The sequence below is a fragment of the Microbispora hainanensis genome, assembly GCF_006874475.1.
Lineage (GTDB): Bacteria > Actinomycetota > Actinomycetes > Streptosporangiales > Streptosporangiaceae > Microbispora > Microbispora hainanensis.
In genome coordinates this window covers 1-15,630 of the sequence record NZ_VIRM01000034.1, presented here as the reverse complement: position 1 = coordinate 15,630, position 15,630 = coordinate 1, and the positions used below count along the sequence as shown (strand labels likewise).

Annotated in this window: 12 protein-coding genes and 1 riboswitch; of the genes, 6 read left to right on the top strand and 6 right to left on the bottom strand. The window is 69.7% G+C overall.

All coding sequences use genetic code 11. The features are described 5' to 3' along the window. Nucleotides 1-91 precede the first annotated feature (91 nt). Together FLX08_RS25085 and FLX08_RS25080 are read left to right on the top strand one after the other, a co-directional pair. Nucleotides 92-1,255, top strand: a complete 1,164-nt coding sequence (locus tag FLX08_RS25085; RefSeq protein WP_142621967.1) for an MFS transporter — start codon at nt 92-94, stop codon at nt 1,253-1,255. A gap of 368 nt (nt 1,256-1,623) precedes the next feature. After that, nucleotides 1,624-3,135, top strand: coding sequence for a sodium:solute symporter family protein (locus FLX08_RS25080; RefSeq protein ID WP_142621965.1), 1,512 nt, complete (start codon nt 1,624-1,626; stop codon nt 3,133-3,135). Nucleotides 3,136-3,216: 81 nt separating this feature from the next. Here FLX08_RS25080 and FLX08_RS25075 read toward each other — a convergent pair whose 3' ends face one another. Then, complete coding sequence (locus FLX08_RS25075) at nt 3,217-5,040, bottom strand: acyl-CoA dehydrogenase (RefSeq protein WP_142621963.1); 1,824 nt, start codon at nt 5,038-5,040, stop codon at nt 3,217-3,219. Between the two features lie 147 nt (nt 5,041-5,187). Next, nucleotides 5,188-5,259: riboswitch (guanidine-III (ykkC-III) riboswitch) on the top strand. 5 nt (nt 5,260-5,264) lie between these two features. Between FLX08_RS25075 and FLX08_RS25070 the strand changes: the two genes are divergently transcribed. Further along, a complete protein-coding gene (locus FLX08_RS25070) occupies nt 5,265-5,534 on the top strand; it encodes a CBU_0592 family membrane protein (RefSeq protein ID WP_142621961.1) in 270 nt (89 codons plus the stop codon). A 41-nt stretch (nt 5,535-5,575) separates the two neighbouring features. Beyond that, nucleotides 5,576-5,953, top strand: coding sequence for a VOC family protein (locus FLX08_RS25065; protein WP_142621959.1), 378 nt, complete (start codon nt 5,576-5,578; stop codon nt 5,951-5,953). A 3-nt stretch (nt 5,954-5,956) separates the two neighbouring features. On the opposite strand, the gene FLX08_RS25060 is transcribed toward FLX08_RS25065, so the two are convergent. Then, on the bottom strand, nt 5,957-6,406 hold the full coding sequence (locus FLX08_RS25060; RefSeq protein WP_142621957.1) for a hypothetical protein: 450 nt from the start codon (nt 6,404-6,406) through the stop codon (nt 5,957-5,959). An 86-nt stretch (nt 6,407-6,492) separates the two neighbouring features. On the opposite strand from FLX08_RS25060, the gene FLX08_RS25055 reads away from it, so the two are divergent. Beyond that, nucleotides 6,493-6,942, top strand: a complete 450-nt coding sequence (locus FLX08_RS25055; protein ID WP_142621955.1) for a GNAT family N-acetyltransferase — start codon at nt 6,493-6,495, stop codon at nt 6,940-6,942. On the opposite strand, the gene FLX08_RS25050 is transcribed toward FLX08_RS25055, so the two are convergent. Next, the gene (locus FLX08_RS25050) at nt 6,910-8,961 is read right to left on the bottom strand and encodes a molybdopterin-containing oxidoreductase family protein (protein WP_142621953.1); all 2,052 of its coding nucleotides are present in this window, start codon (nt 8,959-8,961) and stop codon (nt 6,910-6,912) included. The genes FLX08_RS25055 and FLX08_RS25050 overlap by 33 nt on opposite strands. Before the next feature lie 35 nt (nt 8,962-8,996). Further along, complete coding sequence (locus tag FLX08_RS25045; RefSeq protein WP_142621951.1) at nt 8,997-9,434, bottom strand: RpiB/LacA/LacB family sugar-phosphate isomerase; 438 nt, start codon at nt 9,432-9,434, stop codon at nt 8,997-8,999. Between the two features lie 49 nt (nt 9,435-9,483). Here FLX08_RS25045 and FLX08_RS25040 point away from each other — a divergent pair, with 49 nt between their 5' ends. Further along, nucleotides 9,484-11,889 carry a lysylphosphatidylglycerol synthase transmembrane domain-containing protein gene (locus tag FLX08_RS25040; RefSeq protein WP_244312873.1) on the top strand — a complete coding sequence of 802 codons (2,406 nt, stop codon included), beginning with the start codon at nt 9,484-9,486 and terminating at the stop codon, nt 11,887-11,889. A gap of 67 nt (nt 11,890-11,956) precedes the next feature. On the opposite strand, the gene mgrA is transcribed toward FLX08_RS25040, so the two are convergent. Then, on the bottom strand, nt 11,957-12,982 hold the full coding sequence (mgrA, locus tag FLX08_RS25035; RefSeq protein WP_142621947.1) for an L-glyceraldehyde 3-phosphate reductase: 1,026 nt from the start codon (nt 12,980-12,982) through the stop codon (nt 11,957-11,959). Next, nucleotides 12,979-15,036, bottom strand: a complete 2,058-nt coding sequence (locus tag FLX08_RS25030) for a S9 family peptidase (RefSeq protein ID WP_142621944.1) — start codon at nt 15,034-15,036, stop codon at nt 12,979-12,981. The genes mgrA and FLX08_RS25030 overlap by 4 nt, the downstream gene beginning before the upstream one ends. Nucleotides 15,037-15,630: the final 594 nt, after the last annotated feature.

Sequence of the window (15,630 nt, the reverse complement as noted above, 5' to 3'; positions counted from 1 at the left end):
CACTCCCGCAATAGCCCGCGCTTGCAATTATCCAGCGCTTGCAACTATTGTCTGCGCCTGTTACTTGCTCACGCAATCGTTGGGGGACTTCATGCCTCTCGCACTCCTGGCCCTCGCCATCGGGGCCTTCGGGATCGGGACCACCGAGTTCGTGATCACGGGATTGCTTCCGCAGGTGGCGTCCGAGCTCGCGGTCTCGATCCCGACCGCCGGCCTGCTCGTCACGGGGTACGCCCTGGGTGTCGTCGCCGGCGCTCCGCTGATGACCGTGCTGGGCACCACGATGTCCCGCAAACGCATGCTGATGCTGCTCATGGCGTTGTTCATCGCCGGAAACCTGCTCTCGGCCCTCGCGCCGGGCTTCGGGGTGATGCTGGCCGGCCGCGTGATCGCCTCGCTCGCGCACGGCGCGTTCTTCGGCATCGGCTCCGTCGTCGCGGCGGAGCTGGTCGCCCCGCACCGGAAGGCCGGCGCGATCGCTTTGATGTTCACCGGCCTGACCGTGGCCAACGTTGTCGGCGTACCCCTGGGCACCCTGGTCGGCCAGGTCGCCGGCTGGCGGACGACCTTCGCCATCGTCGCCGGGCTCGGCGTCGTCGGCCTGCTCGGTGTCGCCGCGCTCGTGCCCGAGATGCCGCGGCCCGAGGGCGTGCGCCTGCGTCACGAGGTGGCCGCGCTCCGCGACGTCCAGGTGCTGCTCGCGATGGGCATGACCGTGCTCGGGTTCGGCGGCGTCTTCGCGGCCATCACCTACATCGCGCCGATGATGATCCGGGTCACGGGTTACCCCGAAGGGGCGGTGACCTGGCTGCTGGTGCTGTTCGGTCTCGGCATGGTCGCGGGCAATCTCGTCGGGGGACGGTTCGCCGACCGGGCCCTGATGCCCATGCTGTACGTCTCGCTGGGGGGCCTCGCGATCGTCCTCGCCGCCTTCACGCTGACCGCGCACAGCAAGATCCTCGCCGCGGTGACCGTCGCCCTCGTCGGAGCGCTCGGCTTCGCCACCGTGCCGCCGCTGCAGAAGCGCGTGCTCGATCTGGCCCACGGCGCGCCCACGCTGGCCTCGGCGGTCAACATCGGCGCCTTCAACCTCGGCAACGCCCTGAGCGCCTGGCTCGGCGGCCTCGTCATCGCGGCGGGCCTGGGCTACACCGCGCCCAACTGGGTTGGCGCCCTCCTCACCGCCTCCGCGCTCGTGCTCGCCGTCCTCTCGGCCGCCCTCGAACGCCGCTCCGCCGTGGTCGTGGCCGCCTGACCTGCTCTTTCGCGCGCCCGGGCCTGCTCATGCGCCCGGGCACGCTCATGCACGTGCCCTGCCGGACGATCACCGGTGCCAGGCGGTGACGGGTCCGTTCTGTGCCGCTTGCTGGAATCTCATTTCGCCGCACACTTTCACCCGCCAGCCTGTGCGAGATCAAGGCCGTTCCAGATAACGATTCAGATACGCGAAGCTGGTTCAGAATTGTGAACATCCTGTGACCTGCGTCACGATGGCGATCCGTTCTCCCGTACGCCCGTGACCTGCGAACCCGCCATTGACGGCGGGCGGGAGGCGGGCGCATCGTAACGAGGCCAGGCGGTTGTCGGTCCGGGTGCCGCCGTTCACCCGGAGGTACGACGCGCGTGAACCCTTTGGACTGGTACGTTCTGGGCGCCTATTTCATCGTCATGGTCGCGATCGGCGTCTACTCCCACCGGCGTATCGGCAACATCAGTGACTTCTTCACCGCCGGGGGCAAGATGCCCTGGTGGCTGGCCGGCATCTCGCACCACATGTCCGGCTACAGCGCGGTCATGTTCACCGGGTATGCCGGAATCGCTTACCTCTACGGCGCCACCTCGTATGTCACCTGGGCCTTCCCCATCGCGATCGGCATCGCGATCGGCTCGGTGCTGTTCGCCCCGCGGCTGAACCGGATCCGGTCGAAGCTCAGGGTCAGCTCGCCGCTGGAGTTCCTCGCCAAGCGCTACAACGTGCCGACCCAGCAGGCGCTCGCCTGGTCGGGCGGCCTGCTGAAGATCGTGGACGTCGGTGCGAAGTGGGCCGCGATCGCCACGCTGCTGTCGACGTTCACCGGCCTGTCGCTCAACCAGGGCATCCTGATCACCGGCGTCGTCACCGCGATCTACTGCACGGTCGGCGGCCTGTGGGCCGACGCGCTCACCGACTTCGGGCAGTTCGTCATCCAGCTCCTCGCCGGCGTCGTCATGCTGATTGCCGTCCTCGCCAAGCTCGGCGGCATCGGCGCCATCGGCGGGATGTGGGATCGCCTGCCGGAGGGGCACGCCCAGCCGCTCAACGGGCCCTTCACCGTGACGTTCCTGCTCGCGTTCCTGTTCATCAAGACGTTCGAATACAACGGCGGCATGTGGAACCAGGCCCAGCGCTACATGGCCGCGCCGAGCGCGGCGGAGGCGGCGCGCGGCGCCCGGCTGTCGGCCGTGTTGTGGGCGATCTGGCCGCTGCTGCTGTTCTTCCCGATGTGGGCCGCGCCGCTGCTGGTCCAGGCGGCCAAGCCCGACGCGAGCGACTCGTACGCGCTGCTGACCACCCAGCTCATCCCGCACGGCCTGCTCGGCCTGGTGATCGCGGGCTTCTTCTCGCACACGATGGCGATGGCCTCCTCCGACGCCAACGCGATCGCGTCGGTCTTCACCCGCGACGTGATCCCGGTGCTGTCCCGTGCGGCGCGGGCCTGGAACACCAGGGCCGCACTGGTGGCGGCCCGGGTCACCACGGTGGCCTTCATCGCGCTGTCGATGGCGGTGGCCACCCAGGTGAACAGCCCGGTGCTGAAGGACATCATCACGGTCGTCATCAAGTGGGTGGCCGGGCTCATGGGCCCGATCTCGATCCCGCTGCTGCTCGGCATGCTGCCGTTGTTCCGCAGGTCGGGCCCGACGGCCGCGCTCGTCTCGTGGGCGGCGGGCCTGTTCGTCTTCTGGCTCACGAACTATGGCATGAGCGGCGTCTCGACCGCCGTGGCGACGGCGGCGCCGGTGGCCACCTCGCTGGTGCTCTTCACGATCATCGGCTTCATCCGCCCGGAGAACACCCCCGAGCGCGAGGAACTGCTCCAGACCGTCAACACCGACGAGGACAGTGCCGCCCGGCCGCTCCCCGCTTCTGCCTGACACAGGCGTCCACGTGAGTCGCGGCCCCGAACGCGGTGCGGCCGCCGGCCCCGGCACACAGGCGGCGGCCGCACCGGCGGATCAGAAGGACTCTTCCGGCAGTTCCATGAGGTCCTGGCCGGTGGCGGCGAGCACGCGACGCTCGGCGGCCAGGCGCGGGAGCACGGTCTGCGCGAAGAACGAGGCCGCCGCGACCTTGCCCGTGTAGAACGCCTTGTCCTCCTCCGAGGCGGACAGGGCGTTCAGCGCGACCTCGGCCTGGCGCAGCAGCAGCCAGCCCAGCACCAGGTCGCCCAGCGACATGAGGAACCGGGTGGTGTTGAGTCCGACCTTGTAGACCTCCTGCGGCGTCTCCAGGGAGGCGATCGCCCAGCCGGCCATCGTGTCGGCCATCGCCTTCACCTCGTCGGCCGCCTCGTCGAGCAGGCCGCGCTCGACCTTCAGCCGTCCGTTGCCCGCCTGCGAGGCGGCGAACGCCTTGATCTCGCCGAGCAGCGACCCCAGCGCCGCGCCCTGGTTCTTCAGGACCTTGCGGAAGAACAGGTCCTGGCCCTGGATCGCGGTCGTGCCCTCGTACAGCGAGTCGATCTTCGAGTCGCGGATGTACTGCTCGATCGGGTAGTCCTGCAGGAAGCCCGAGCCGCCGAGCGTCTGCAGCGAGCGGGCCAGCAGCTCGTACGACCGCTCGGAGCCGACGCCCTTGACCAGCGGGAGCAGCAGGTCGTTGAGCGCCTCGGCGGCCTCGTCGCGGCGGCCCTCGAACTCCGCGATCTGGATCTGGTCCTGGATCGTCGCCGTGTAGAGGACCAGCGCCCGCATGGCCTCGGCGTACGACTTCTGCAGCATGAGCTCACGGCGTACGTCGGGGTGGTGGGTGATCGTGACACGCGGGGCGGTCTTGTCGCCCGAGCGGGTGAGGTCGGCGCCCTGCACGCGGTTCCTGGCGAAGTCGAGCGCGTTGAGATAGCCGGTGGACAGCGTGGCGATGGCCTTGGCGCCCACCATCATCCGGGCGTTCTCGATCACCATGAACATCTGCCGGATGCCGTCGTGCACGTCGCCGACCAGATAGCCGATGGCCGGGTGCTTCTCGCCGAGCGTGAGCTCGCAGGTCGTGGAGACCTTCAGGCCCATCTTCTTCTCGACGTTGGTGACGTAGACGCCGTTGCGCTCGCCCAGCTCGCCGGTCTCCAGGTCCACCAGATATTTCGGCACGAGGAACATCGACAGCCCCTTGGTGCCGGGCTTGGCGCCCTCGGGCCGGGCCAGCACGAGGTGGAAGATGTTCTCGGTCATGTCGTGCTCGGCGCTGGTGATGAAGCGCTTGACGCCCTCGATGTGCCAGGTGCCGTCGGGCTGCTGGATCGCCTTCGTACGGCCCGCGCCCACGTCGGAGCCGGCGTCGGGCTCGGTGAGCACCATGGTGGCGCCCCAGTGCCGGTCGACGGCCATCTGGGCGAACCGCTTCTGCTCGGGGGTGCCGAGTTCGAAGAGCAGGCGGGCGAAGGCCGGGCCGCAGGCGAACATCCACACGGCGGGGTTGGCGCCGAGCACCATCTCGGCCATGGCCCACACCAGGCTGCGCGGGGCGGGCGTGCCGCCGAGCTCCGGCTGCAGCTCCAGGCGCCACCACTCGGCGTCCACCCAGGCCTGGTAGGAGCGCTTGAAGCTCTCCGGCATGGTCACGCTGTGGGTGGCGGGGTCGAAGACGGGCGGGTGGCGGTCGGAGTCCTCGAACGAGGCGGCCAGGGGGCCGGTGGCCAGCCGGTTGACCTCGTCCAGCACGCTTCGCGCGGTGTCCTCGTCGACCTCGGCGAACGGGCCGGTGCCGAGGATCTCCCTGCGGCCGAACACCTCGAAGAGGTTGAACTCCAGGTCGCGGACGTTGCTCTTGTAGTGACCCATCTGTGTGCGCTCCTCGAACCGAACCCGGGGGTAACGTACTGGTCGGTAACTCTAAACGAATGCTACCCGCGAGTAACCGGCGATATCCATGGTCTGTGCCATACATCGCACGGTTTGGTGACGCACAACAGGTATGGTCCCGTTGTGAGAAGACCGCGATCCGCGGTCGTCCCGGACGAGGTGCCCGCCGTACCCGGCCCAGCGAAGACGGTGGGCGGAAGGACATGGACCAAGTTCTGCAGATCGCCGGCGCCGTTCTCATCCTCGGCGCGTTCCTGCTCTCCCAGATGAACGTTCTCGACAACCGTTCGAAGATCTACCTGGTGCTCAATCTCGTCGGCTCCGCGGTGCTCGCGTGGCTCGCGTACGCGGGCGACGACTGGGGGTTCCTGCTGCTTGAGGGCGTCTGGGCCCTGGTGTCGGCGGTGAGCCTCGTCCGCGAGCTGCGGCCACGGCGGACGGTTCAGCGGACGGCCGGGCGCGCGGCCACGTAACCTGCTTGACACTGTTGATGGTGTCGCGCTTGGCTGGGCGCATGATTGAGATCCAGACGATGACGATCGACTGCGCCCGGCCGTACGAGCTGGCCCAGTGGTGGAGCGAGGCCCTGGGCCGGCCGCTCGTCGACTCCGAGCCGGAGGACGACGAGGTCGTGCTCGACCGTCCGGGCGGCCCTCCGCACCTGCTTTTCATCCGGGTGCCCGACGGCAAGACCGTCAAGAACCGCCTGCACCTCGACCTGAGGCCCACCGGAGACGGCACCCGGGATCAGGAGGTGGAGCGGCTGCTCGCGCTCGGGGCCAAGCCGTACGAGGACCATCGGACGCCGGACGGCGCCGGATGGGTCACGCTGCTCGACCCCGAGGGCAACGAGTTCTGCGTCTGCCGCAGCGCGGCGGAGCGGCAGGCCTGAGGCTCAGGCGCCCTTGGCCCGGCCGCGCATCGAGAACGTGAGGACGGCGGTGATCAGCAGCACGAGCGCGCCGCCCCACAGCGCGTCGAAGGCCGCGCCGAAGATGCCCTCGCGGTCGACGATCAGCTGCACCGGGTACATGAGGGCCGCCGCGCCGAGGCCCGGGTAGAGCGAGAAGCGCCAGGGGTGGCGCAGCGCCCACAGGCGGGCCTGCCGGGTCACCCGGTCGCCGACGTCCGGCTTGGAGATCGCGCCGATCGCCGCGACGAGGGCGAACACGGTGATCCCCGCGCACAGGGCCCATGTCAGGTCGGCCGGGCCGGGCAGGATGACGCCCAGGATGAAGCTCGTGGCCGCGACCGCCCCACCGGACGTCGCCGCGGCTCGCCAGGGCGCGCCGCGCAGGGCCGCGCCGGCCAAGGACATCTCGTCCATGCGGGTCAGTTCGTTCATGACTACAGCGTGCCTTTTCGGGCGTTTCCGCGGCATCGGGGAAGTCCCTGAGCCGCCCCTGACACCCCCCGGTTAGGCTCCCCGGCATGGATCTGCAGTTTCGTACGGCCCGGCGTGAGGACGTCCCCGTCATCGTGGCCATGATCAACGACGACCCCATCACCGCCGCCCGCCCGTCTTCCGGGGAGCTCGACTACTACGCCGCCTTCGAGGCGGTGGACACCGACCCGCGCAACGAGCTGATCGTCGTGGAGTCGGACGGCGAGGTGGTCGGGACCATGCAGCTCACCTACATCCCCGGGCTGTCGCGGCGGGGCGGCGAGCGCGCGCTGGTCGAGGCGGTCAGGGTCGCCGTGCCCCACCGCAACCGGGGAATCGGTCGCGCGATGATGCGGTGGGCGATCGAGCGGGCCCGGGAGCGCGGCTGCGCGCTGGTGCAGCTCACCTCCGACAAGGCCCGCACCGAGGCCCACCGCTTCTACGGCTCGCTCGGCTTCGCCGCCTCACACGAGGGGTTCAAACTCCTCCTCGGATGAGAGCGCGGCGACGTCGACGAAGTTGTCGTGGTAGACCGGGCCCCGGCCCATGTCGGCGTCCCGCTCCTCCACCAGCGCGTTGGGGTTGGCGCCGCCCGCCAGCTTCGGCCAGTGGCCCTTCGGCGCCGCCACCACCCCCTGCGCCACCCGGTCGCTGACCTCCACGTACGCCCGGAACTCGCCGTTGCCGTTGAAGACCCGGGCGGCCTGCCCGTCCACGAGGCCCCGCGCCGCGGCGTCGGCCGGGTTGACCATCACCCGCGGGCCCTTCGAGCGCTTGCGCAGCTCCGGGTTGTTGGCGAACTGCGTGTTGAGGAACGTGTGCGCGGCCGGGGTGATCATGACGAGCGGGTGCGGCCGCTCGGCGGGAGCCGTACGGGCGGTGAACGAGGGGACGTATCCCGCCACCCGTGGCAGCCCGGCGGCCTCGGCCTTCGCGGAGGCGAACTCCAGTCGTCCGCTCGGCGTCGGGAAACCCTCCGTGAACGGCACGAACGGCTCGGCCACCCGCAGCCGCGCCCACCCCTGCTTGCGGCACTCCTCCACCGAGATCCCCACCTGGGCGAGCGTCTGCTCGGCCAGTTCGAGGTCGCTGTCATAGAGGGACGGCTCGGTCAGGCCCATCAGCCGGGCGAGCCGCCGGAAGGTCTCGGTCGTGGAGAGGCACTCGCCCGGCGGCTCGACGGCGGGCTCGTTCCACACCATGTACATGTGCCCGTAGCCGTGGTGCACATCGAGGTGCTCGATCTGCATGGTCGCGGGCAGCACGTAGTCGGCGTAGTCGACGGTGTCGGTCGGGAACTGCTCCATCACCACCGTGAACAGGTCCTCCCGCTCCAGCGCCGCCCTGATCCGGTTCTGGTCGGAGGTCGACCCCATCGGGTTGGCCGCGTAGACCCACAGGCACTTGACCGACTCGTCCAGCCCGTCGGCCAGCCGGGTCATCGTGAGCGTACGCACGGGGTGGGGGAGCAGGTCGTCGCGCGGGTCGGGGCCCTTGGGGGCGTATCCCGAGGTGGAGTAGGCCACGCCGCCGCCCGGGTAACGCCAGTCGCCGGTGACGCCGGGAATGCAGGCGATCACCCGCATCGCGGCCCCGCCGCCCTCGTGCCGCTGGATGCCCATCGTGGCCCGGATGCCGGTCGGCCGGGTGTGCGCGAGCCTCACGCCGAGGGCGCGGATCCGCTCCTCGGGCAGGCCGGTGATCTCCGCCACCAGCGCCGGGGGATGCCTGCGGATCTCGGCCTCGAACTCGTCCCAGCCGGTCGTGTGCTCCTCGATGTACGCGCGGTCCTCGGCGCCCTCCTCCAGCACGACGTGCAGCAGGCCGAGCGCGAGCGCGGCGTCCGTGCCCGGCCGGATCGGCAGGTGCTCGTCCGCCTGGTCGGCCGTACGCGTGCGGATGGGGTCGATCGCCACGACGTACGCCCCGGCGGCGCGGGCGTCCTGGACGAACTTCCACATGTGGTGTCCGCTCGTCAGCGTGTTGGTGCCCCACAGCAGGATGAGCCGCGACAAGGCGAACGTCTCCGGGTCCATGCCACCGGGAGTCCCGTTGACGTAGCGCAGCCCGTCGTTGCCGGCCCGCGCGCAGATGTTGAGGTCATGCCGCGACGCGCCGAGGGCGTTCCAGAACCGCCGCCCGGCCTGGCCCGACTCGCCCTGGACATAGCCGAGCGTCCCGGTGCCCAGGTAGGGCCAGATCGCCTCGCCGCCGTGCTCCTCGACGATCGACGCCAGCTTGGCGGCGATCTCCGACAGCGCCTGGTCGAGGCTGATCCGCTCGAACTGCCCGGATCCCTTCGGCCCCACCCTCTTCAACGGGTGCAGGATGCGGTCGGCCGACCGCACCTGCTCCAGATAGCGGTTGACCTTCACGCACAACGCCCCCCGCGTGTAGGGGTGGTCGCGGTTGCCGCGCAACCCGACGGCCTCGCCGTCGCGCACGGTGACGACCCAGGAACAGGTGTCGGGGCAGTCGAGCGGACAGGCGCCGAGGACGGGTAGCGACGTGCTCATGGCATCGACGTTAGCGTGCGGCCCACAATCGGTCTCTACCGGATTTCCCCCACATGGGCGATGTTCGCGGCGTCCTCGGGATCGGTGCTCGGCGACCCGGAGAACCAGGCGTCCAGGATCTCCGTCAGAACCTGCCGGGAGGTGAGCCGGAGACTGAGCGCGAGCACGTTGGCGTCGTTCCAGGTGCGGGCGCCCGCGGCAGTGACGGCGTCGGTGCACAGCGCCGCACGCACGCCCGCTACCTTGTTTGCCGCTATGGACGCGCCGGTGCCGGTCCAGCAACAGACCACGGCCTGGTCCGCGCGGCCCTCCGCGACGTCCCGCGCCGCGGCGGAACAGCACCATGCCCAATCGGCCCGGTCGCCGGGGGCCAGTGCTCCATAGAGTGTGACTGAATGGCCGCGCCGTTCCACCTCGGCCGCAAGCTCCGACGCGATTCCGTCGAGGCTGTCCGAGGCCAGGGATATACGCATGCCGTCAATTGTGGACACCGAGTGCGAAGATCGCACAGAATCGCTGGTGGTGAGAGGCATCAAGGAGCAGGACATAACGCTGGACACTCCTGGCCAAGGAGCTGTCCTCGTCGTCGAGCCTCTGCTGCCGCAGCGGATCCGCCGGCCTTCCGACGCACTCCGGTTTCTGCTCACGCTGCTGGCCCTCGCCGCCGTCATCCTCATGGCGCTGGCCCTGCAACGCACGCTCAACGGCCTGGAGACCGACGTACAGGCGGGCACCGGCCGGGCTCCCGAGGTGCTGTCGGCCGCCGCCGGGCTGCTCGGCGGCGTCGCCGTGCTGATCGTGCCGGTCGCGTTCGCCGTCGAGCGGGTCTTCCACCGCGACGGCATGCGCGTCACCCAGGGGCTGATCGCCGCGATCCTCGCCCTGCTGGTCTCCTACCTGCTCGGCGAGTCGCTGATCCACTCCGGCCCGGCCGATCTCAAGCAGCTCCTCACCGGCGGCAGGGACGTCGAGCCGCTCAACACCGTGCTCACCCCCGCCATCGCGTACGCCACCGCGGTGCGGATGGGGCGGCGCCCGAACTGGCGGGCGCTGATGTGGATCGCGCTGGCCCTCGACGTGTTCGCGCTCTTCACCGCCACCAAGGTCACCGCCCTCGGCGTGATCATGACGTACGTCGTCGGCCTCGCCGTCGGGTTCGGCACGCTCTACGGCATCGGCAGCGCGAACACCAGGCCGCCCGGCAGCGCCGTGCTGGCCGCGCTGCGCAAGCTCGGCTTCGCGCCGATCAGCGCCAGGCGGGTGGAGGACGACAGCTCGGGCAGCCGCCGCTATCTGGTCGGCCTCGTCGACGACCGGCGGATCGACGTGACCGTGCTCGACCGGGACCGGCAGGTGGCGGGCGTCATCTATCGGCTGTGGCGGCGTTTCCTGCTCAACAACGAGACCCGGCGCAGGGCCATCCGCTCGCTGCGCGCCGAGCTGGAACGCGAAGCGCTCATGGCATACGCCGCGCAGGCCGCCGGGGTGCGGCTGCCGCGGCTGCTCGGCACGAGCGAGGTCGGCACCGAGGCCGCGCTGCTCGCCTACGAGCACGTGGACACCCGGCCGGTGAGCGACCTGCGCGACGAGGACTTCGACGACGAGCTGCTGGAGCGGATGTGGGAGCAGGTCCGGCTGCTGCACGCCCACCGCCTGGCCCACCGCCACCTCACCGGCGAGAGCATCCACGTCGACGCCCAGCGCAACGTCTATCTCGTGGACGCGCGCAACGGCGAGATCGCGGCCGGCGACCTGCTGCTGCGGCTCGACATCGCCCAGCTCCTCGCCTACCTCGGCACCCGCGTGGGAGCCGAGCGCTCCGTCGGGTCGGCGGCGAAGGTGCTGGGGGAGAACACCCTGGCCGGGGCGATGCCGCTGCTCCAGCGGGTCGCGCTGAGCCGGGACACCCGCACGGCCGCCCGCCGCGACCGGAAGCTCCTGCCCGCCATCCGGGAGCAGATCACGGCGCTGAAGCCGCAGGTCGAGGTCGAGGAGGTGCGGCTCGAGCGGTTCCGCCCCCAGACCCTTGTGACGATCATCCTCAGCGTGATCGCGGCATACCTGCTGCTTCCCCAGCTCAGCAAGGTCAACCTGGTCTCCGTCGTGACCACCGCCAACTGGGCGTGGAGCGGGGTGGCGCTGGCCGCGGCCGCGCTGAGCTACGTCGCGGCGGCGATCCTGCTGCGCGGGTTCGTCCCCGAGCCGCTGCCGCTCGGCCGCACCATCCTGGCCCAGCTCGCCGGGTCGTTCGTGAAGCTGGTCGCGCCCGCCGCGGTCGGCGGCGTGGCGATCAACACCCGCTACCTGCAGAAGCGCGGCCTGCCGCCCGGCGCCGCCGTCGCGAGCGTCGGCGCGTCGCAGCTCATCGGCCTGGCCATGCACATCATGATGCTGCTGCTGTTCGGCTACCTCACGGGCACGCAGGCCGCGCCGTCCCTCACCCCGTCGCGCGGGCTGCTGATGGTGCTGCTGGGCGTGGCCGTGCTGTTCCTGATCATCCTCGCCGTACGGCCGCTGCGGCGGCTGGTCACCTCGCGGGCGCGCGCGATGTTCTCGGGGGTGATCCCCCGGCTGCTCGACGTGGTGCAGTCACCCAAGAAGGTCCTCGAGGCGGTGGGCGGGACCGTGCTGCTCACCCTCAGCTTCGTGGTCTGCCTGGAGGCGTGCGTACGGGCCTTCGGCGGCTCGGCCAGCTTCACGGCCGTCGCCGTGGTGTTCCTGGCGGGCAACGCCATCGGCTCGGCCGCCCCCACCCCCGGTGGCCTCGGGGCGGTGGAGGCGTCGCTGTCGCTCGGCCTCACGGTCGCGGGACTGCCCTACACGGTCGCCACCTCGGCCGTGCTGCTGTTCCGGCTGATGACGTTCTGGCTCCCCGTCCTCCCCGGCTGGGCCTCCTTCGCCTACCTCCAGCGTCACAACGCACTCTGACCCGTCCGTCTTCGGCAGGAAAGCCACAAGCCGCGGCGTGATCGCGCCGCGGCTTGTGGACGGAGCCTCATTCCGCGCTGGAGGCGGCCCAGAGATTGATCCCGCAATCGACCGCGTCCTTGTCGATCGCGTCCAGCTCGTCCTGCGTGAAGTCGAGCCGGTTGATCGCGTCGAGGCTGTCGTCGAGTTGCTCGACACTGGACGCGCCGATCAGCACCGACGTCACCCGCGGGTCGCGAAGCGCCCACGCCAGGGCCATCTGCGCCAGCGACTGCCCGCGCTGCCCGGCGATCTCGTTGAGCCGCCGGACGTGGCGCAGGCTCTCCTCCGTCAGCAGGGACGGATCGAGCGACTTGCCCTGGGCCGCCCGCGAGTCCTTCGGGATGCCGTTCAGATAGCGGCCGGTCAGCATGCCCTGCGCCAGCGGGGAGAACGCGATACAACCGGCGCCCTCCTCCTCCAGCACGTCGAGCAGCCCGTGCTCGATCCACCGGTTGAGCATGGAGTAGGACGGCTGGTGGATGAGCAGCGGCGTGCCCATCTCGCGCAGGATCGCCGCGGCCTGGCGGGTGCGCTCCGGAGAGTAGGACGAGATGCCAGCGTAGAGCGCCTTGCCCGAGCGGACCGCGTGGGCCAGCGCCCCCATGGTCTCCTCCAGCGGCGTCTCCGGATCGAAGCGGTGGCTGTAGAAGATGTCGACGTAGTCGAGGCCCATCCGCTTCAGCGACTGGTCGAGGCTCGCGAGCAGATACTTGCGCGACCCCCAGTTGCCGTACGGGCCGGGCCACATGTCGTAGCCCGCCTTGGTGGAGATCACGAGCTCGTCGCGGTATCGGGCGAAGTCCTGCTGGTAGAGGTGGCCGAAGTTGATCTCCGCGGAGCCGTACGGCGGGCCGTAGTTGTTGGCGAGGTCGAAGTGGGTGACCCCGCGGTCGAAGGCCCGGCGGAGGATGGCCCGCTGGGTCTCGATCGGCTTGTCGTCGCCGAAGTTGTGCCACAACCCGAGCGACACCGCGGGCAACCTCAGCCCGCTCCGTCCGGTCCGGTTGTACGGCATGGGCCCATAACGGCCCTCGGCAGCCACATAGCTCACTCGGTCACTCCAACTCGGTCGAGGATCCAGGAGAGCGCGAACGCCTCCTCACGCCAGGCGTCATAACGGCCGCTGCGGCCTCCGTGGCCGGCGCCCATCTCGGTCTTCAACAGGAACGGGCCGCCCTGCGCGGTGGCGCGGAGCCGGGCGACCCACTTGGCCGGCTCGTGATAGAGCACCCGTGTGTCGTTCAGGCTGGTGGTCGCCAGGATCGGCGGGTAGGTCCTGCCGTCGACGTTCTCGTAGGGCGAGTAGGTCTTCATGTAGGCGTAGACCTCGGGGTCGTGCAGCGGGTCGCCCCACTCGTCCCACTCGGTCACCGTGAGCGGCAGCGACGGGTCGAGGATCGTGTTCAGCGCGTCCACGAACGGGACCTCGGCGACGATCCCCGCGAACTCCTCGGGCGCCAGGTTGGCGACCGCGCCCACGAGCAGACCACCGGCCGAACCGCCCCTGGCGATGATCCTGTCGGACCATCCCTCGGCCTTCAGATGCCGTGCGCACGCCACGAAGTCGGTGAAGGTGTTCTTCTTCCTGGTGAGCTTGCCGTCCTCGTACCACCGGCGGCCCATCTCGCCGCCCCCGCGCACGTGGGCGATCGCGAACACGAACCCGCGGTCGAGCAGCGAGAGCCGGGCCACCGAGAAGTAGGGATCGATGGACGACTCGTAGCTGCCGTAGCCGTAGAGCAGGGTGGGGGCGGGCCGGCTCGTGTCCTTGCGGACCACGATCGAGATCGGCACCCTGGTGCCGTCGGGAGCGGTGGCCCATTCGCGGAACTGCTCGTAGTCGGCCGGGTCGTAGCCGCCGAGCACCGCCCTCTGCTTCAGCAGGATCAGCTCGCGGGAGCGCAGGTCGTAGTCGTACACCGACGGCGGGGTGACCATGGACGTGTAGCTGAGGCGCAGCCGGCTGGTCTCGAACTCCGCGTTGCCGGTCGGCGCGACGTCGTACAGCGGCTCAGGGAAGGAGATCTCGTACGGCTCGCCGCCGTCGCCCGGCAGGATCCGGACGCCCGTGAGGCCGTCACGGCGGAAGTGGACGCTGACGAAGTCCTTGAACGCGTCGACATCGAGCAGCCGCGTGTCGTCCCTGTGCTCGATCAGCGGAGTCCAGCTCCCCGGATCGTCGAGGGGAGCGGTGGCGAGCTCGAAGTTCACGGCGCCGCCGGCGTTGTGCAGCACGAGGAAGCGGTCGCCCGCATGCTCCAGCGCGTACTCCACGCCGGTCTGCCGGGGCCGGACCACCGCGAACTCGCCTTCCGGCGTGGCCGCGTCGAGCACCCGGACCTCACTGGTGATCTTGCTGCCCGAGGCCAGCACCAGATAGCGCTGGCTGCGGGTCAGGCCGATGCTCACCCAGAAGCGCTCGTCGTCCTCCTGGTAGACGACGACGTCATCGGTCGAGCCGAGCGTGTGCCGGTGGATCCGGTACGGACGCCACGCCTCGTCAACAGTCGTATAGAAGAACGTGGAGCCGTCGGCCGACCAGGCGCCGCCGTAGAAGACACCCGGGATCTCGTCCGGGAGCAGTTCGCCCGTCTCCAGGTCCTTGAACCGGAGGGTGAAGCGCTCGTCTCCGGAGAAGTCGGTCGAGTAGGCGAGCTTCGTGCCGTCGGGGCTGACCGCGCTCGTGCCCATGGAGAAGAAGGGGCTGTCGCCCGCGAGTTCGTTGCCATCCAGGATCACTTGTTCGCCGGGGAGCGACGTGCCCGGCTCCAGCTTGGGCGGGCTGTCCCCGTCGGCGGCCACGCGGCACTGGATGCCGTACTGCTTGCCCTCTTCGGTGCGGGAGTAGTACCACCAGGCGCCCTTGCGCGTGGGGACCGACAGGTCGGTCTCCAGCGTCCTGCCCTTGATCTCCTTGAAGATGCTCTCCTGGAGGTCCTGCAGGTGGCCCGTCATCTCCTGGGTGTAGGCGTTCTCCGCCTCCAGGTATGCGATGGTGTCGGGGTCGTCCTTCTTGAGCAGCCACGCATACTCGTCGACCACGGTGTCAGCGTGATGCGTGCGCTCAAGGGGAACCTTCTTCGCTACAGGCGGCTTGTCGCTCACCCGCCAAAGTCTATGTTCGGCGTGGTCCCGGCCATGCCTCCTCGCTGCGGCCTGTGGATAACCCGTCGCAGGGGAACACGGGGGCCGGGGCCGGCACGTCGCGGTCCCCGCACCGGGCGTCGGACGGCCGGAATAGGTCCGGGGACCCAGGCGTTCGTATCAACGCGTCCCGGGTCCCCGCACCGGTCCCCGCACCGGCCGTCGGACGGCCGGAATAGGTCCCGGGTCCCAGGCGTTAGATTCAAGTTGGGTCATGGCGGTGCCGGACCCTGGTAATCTTGTGGTGTCGGCGCGGTTCGGCGCACTCCTCTTCGATCACTTCGGTGGTTGTGTTGTGCGTGCGGGTTGTTGCCGGTGCTCTCCTCTGCTTAATTGATCTTTCGGGTCTGGTGGTTTTGCGCCGGGCTGGGAGTTCGGGTAAGTTAGAGGGGTTGCCCCGGAAACGGGGGGTCGGAATTCCTGTCGGTCGGCGGGTTTCGGGTCAAATAAGTCCCGGTGGGGCGGATTTGACACGAAGGAGCCGGTCGGGAAGAATTAAGACCAGCAAGACAAAAGAAAAACGAACGGTGAAACGCCCCGGAGCGTGGGACCTGC

Excerpts from the sequence above, each read along its gene's own strand:
- FLX08_RS25085 (WP_142621967.1), top strand. The coding sequence starts at position 92 with ATGCCTCTCGCACTCCTGGCCCTCGCCATCGGGGCCTTCGGGATCGGG.
- FLX08_RS25075 (WP_142621963.1), bottom strand. The coding sequence starts at position 5,040 with ATGGGTCACTACAAGAGCAACGTCCGCGACCTGGAGTTCAACCTCTTC.
- FLX08_RS25070 (WP_142621961.1), top strand. The coding sequence starts at position 5,265 with ATGGACCAAGTTCTGCAGATCGCCGGCGCCGTTCTCATCCTCGGCGCG.
- FLX08_RS25065 (WP_142621959.1), top strand. The coding sequence starts at position 5,576 with ATGATTGAGATCCAGACGATGACGATCGACTGCGCCCGGCCGTACGAG.
- FLX08_RS25060 (WP_142621957.1), bottom strand. The coding sequence starts at position 6,406 with ATGAACGAACTGACCCGCATGGACGAGATGTCCTTGGCCGGCGCGGCC.
- FLX08_RS25055 (WP_142621955.1), top strand. The coding sequence starts at position 6,493 with ATGGATCTGCAGTTTCGTACGGCCCGGCGTGAGGACGTCCCCGTCATC.
- FLX08_RS25050 (WP_142621953.1), bottom strand. The coding sequence starts at position 8,961 with ATGAGCACGTCGCTACCCGTCCTCGGCGCCTGTCCGCTCGACTGCCCC.
- FLX08_RS25045 (WP_142621951.1), bottom strand. The coding sequence starts at position 9,434 with ATGCGTATATCCCTGGCCTCGGACAGCCTCGACGGAATCGCGTCGGAG.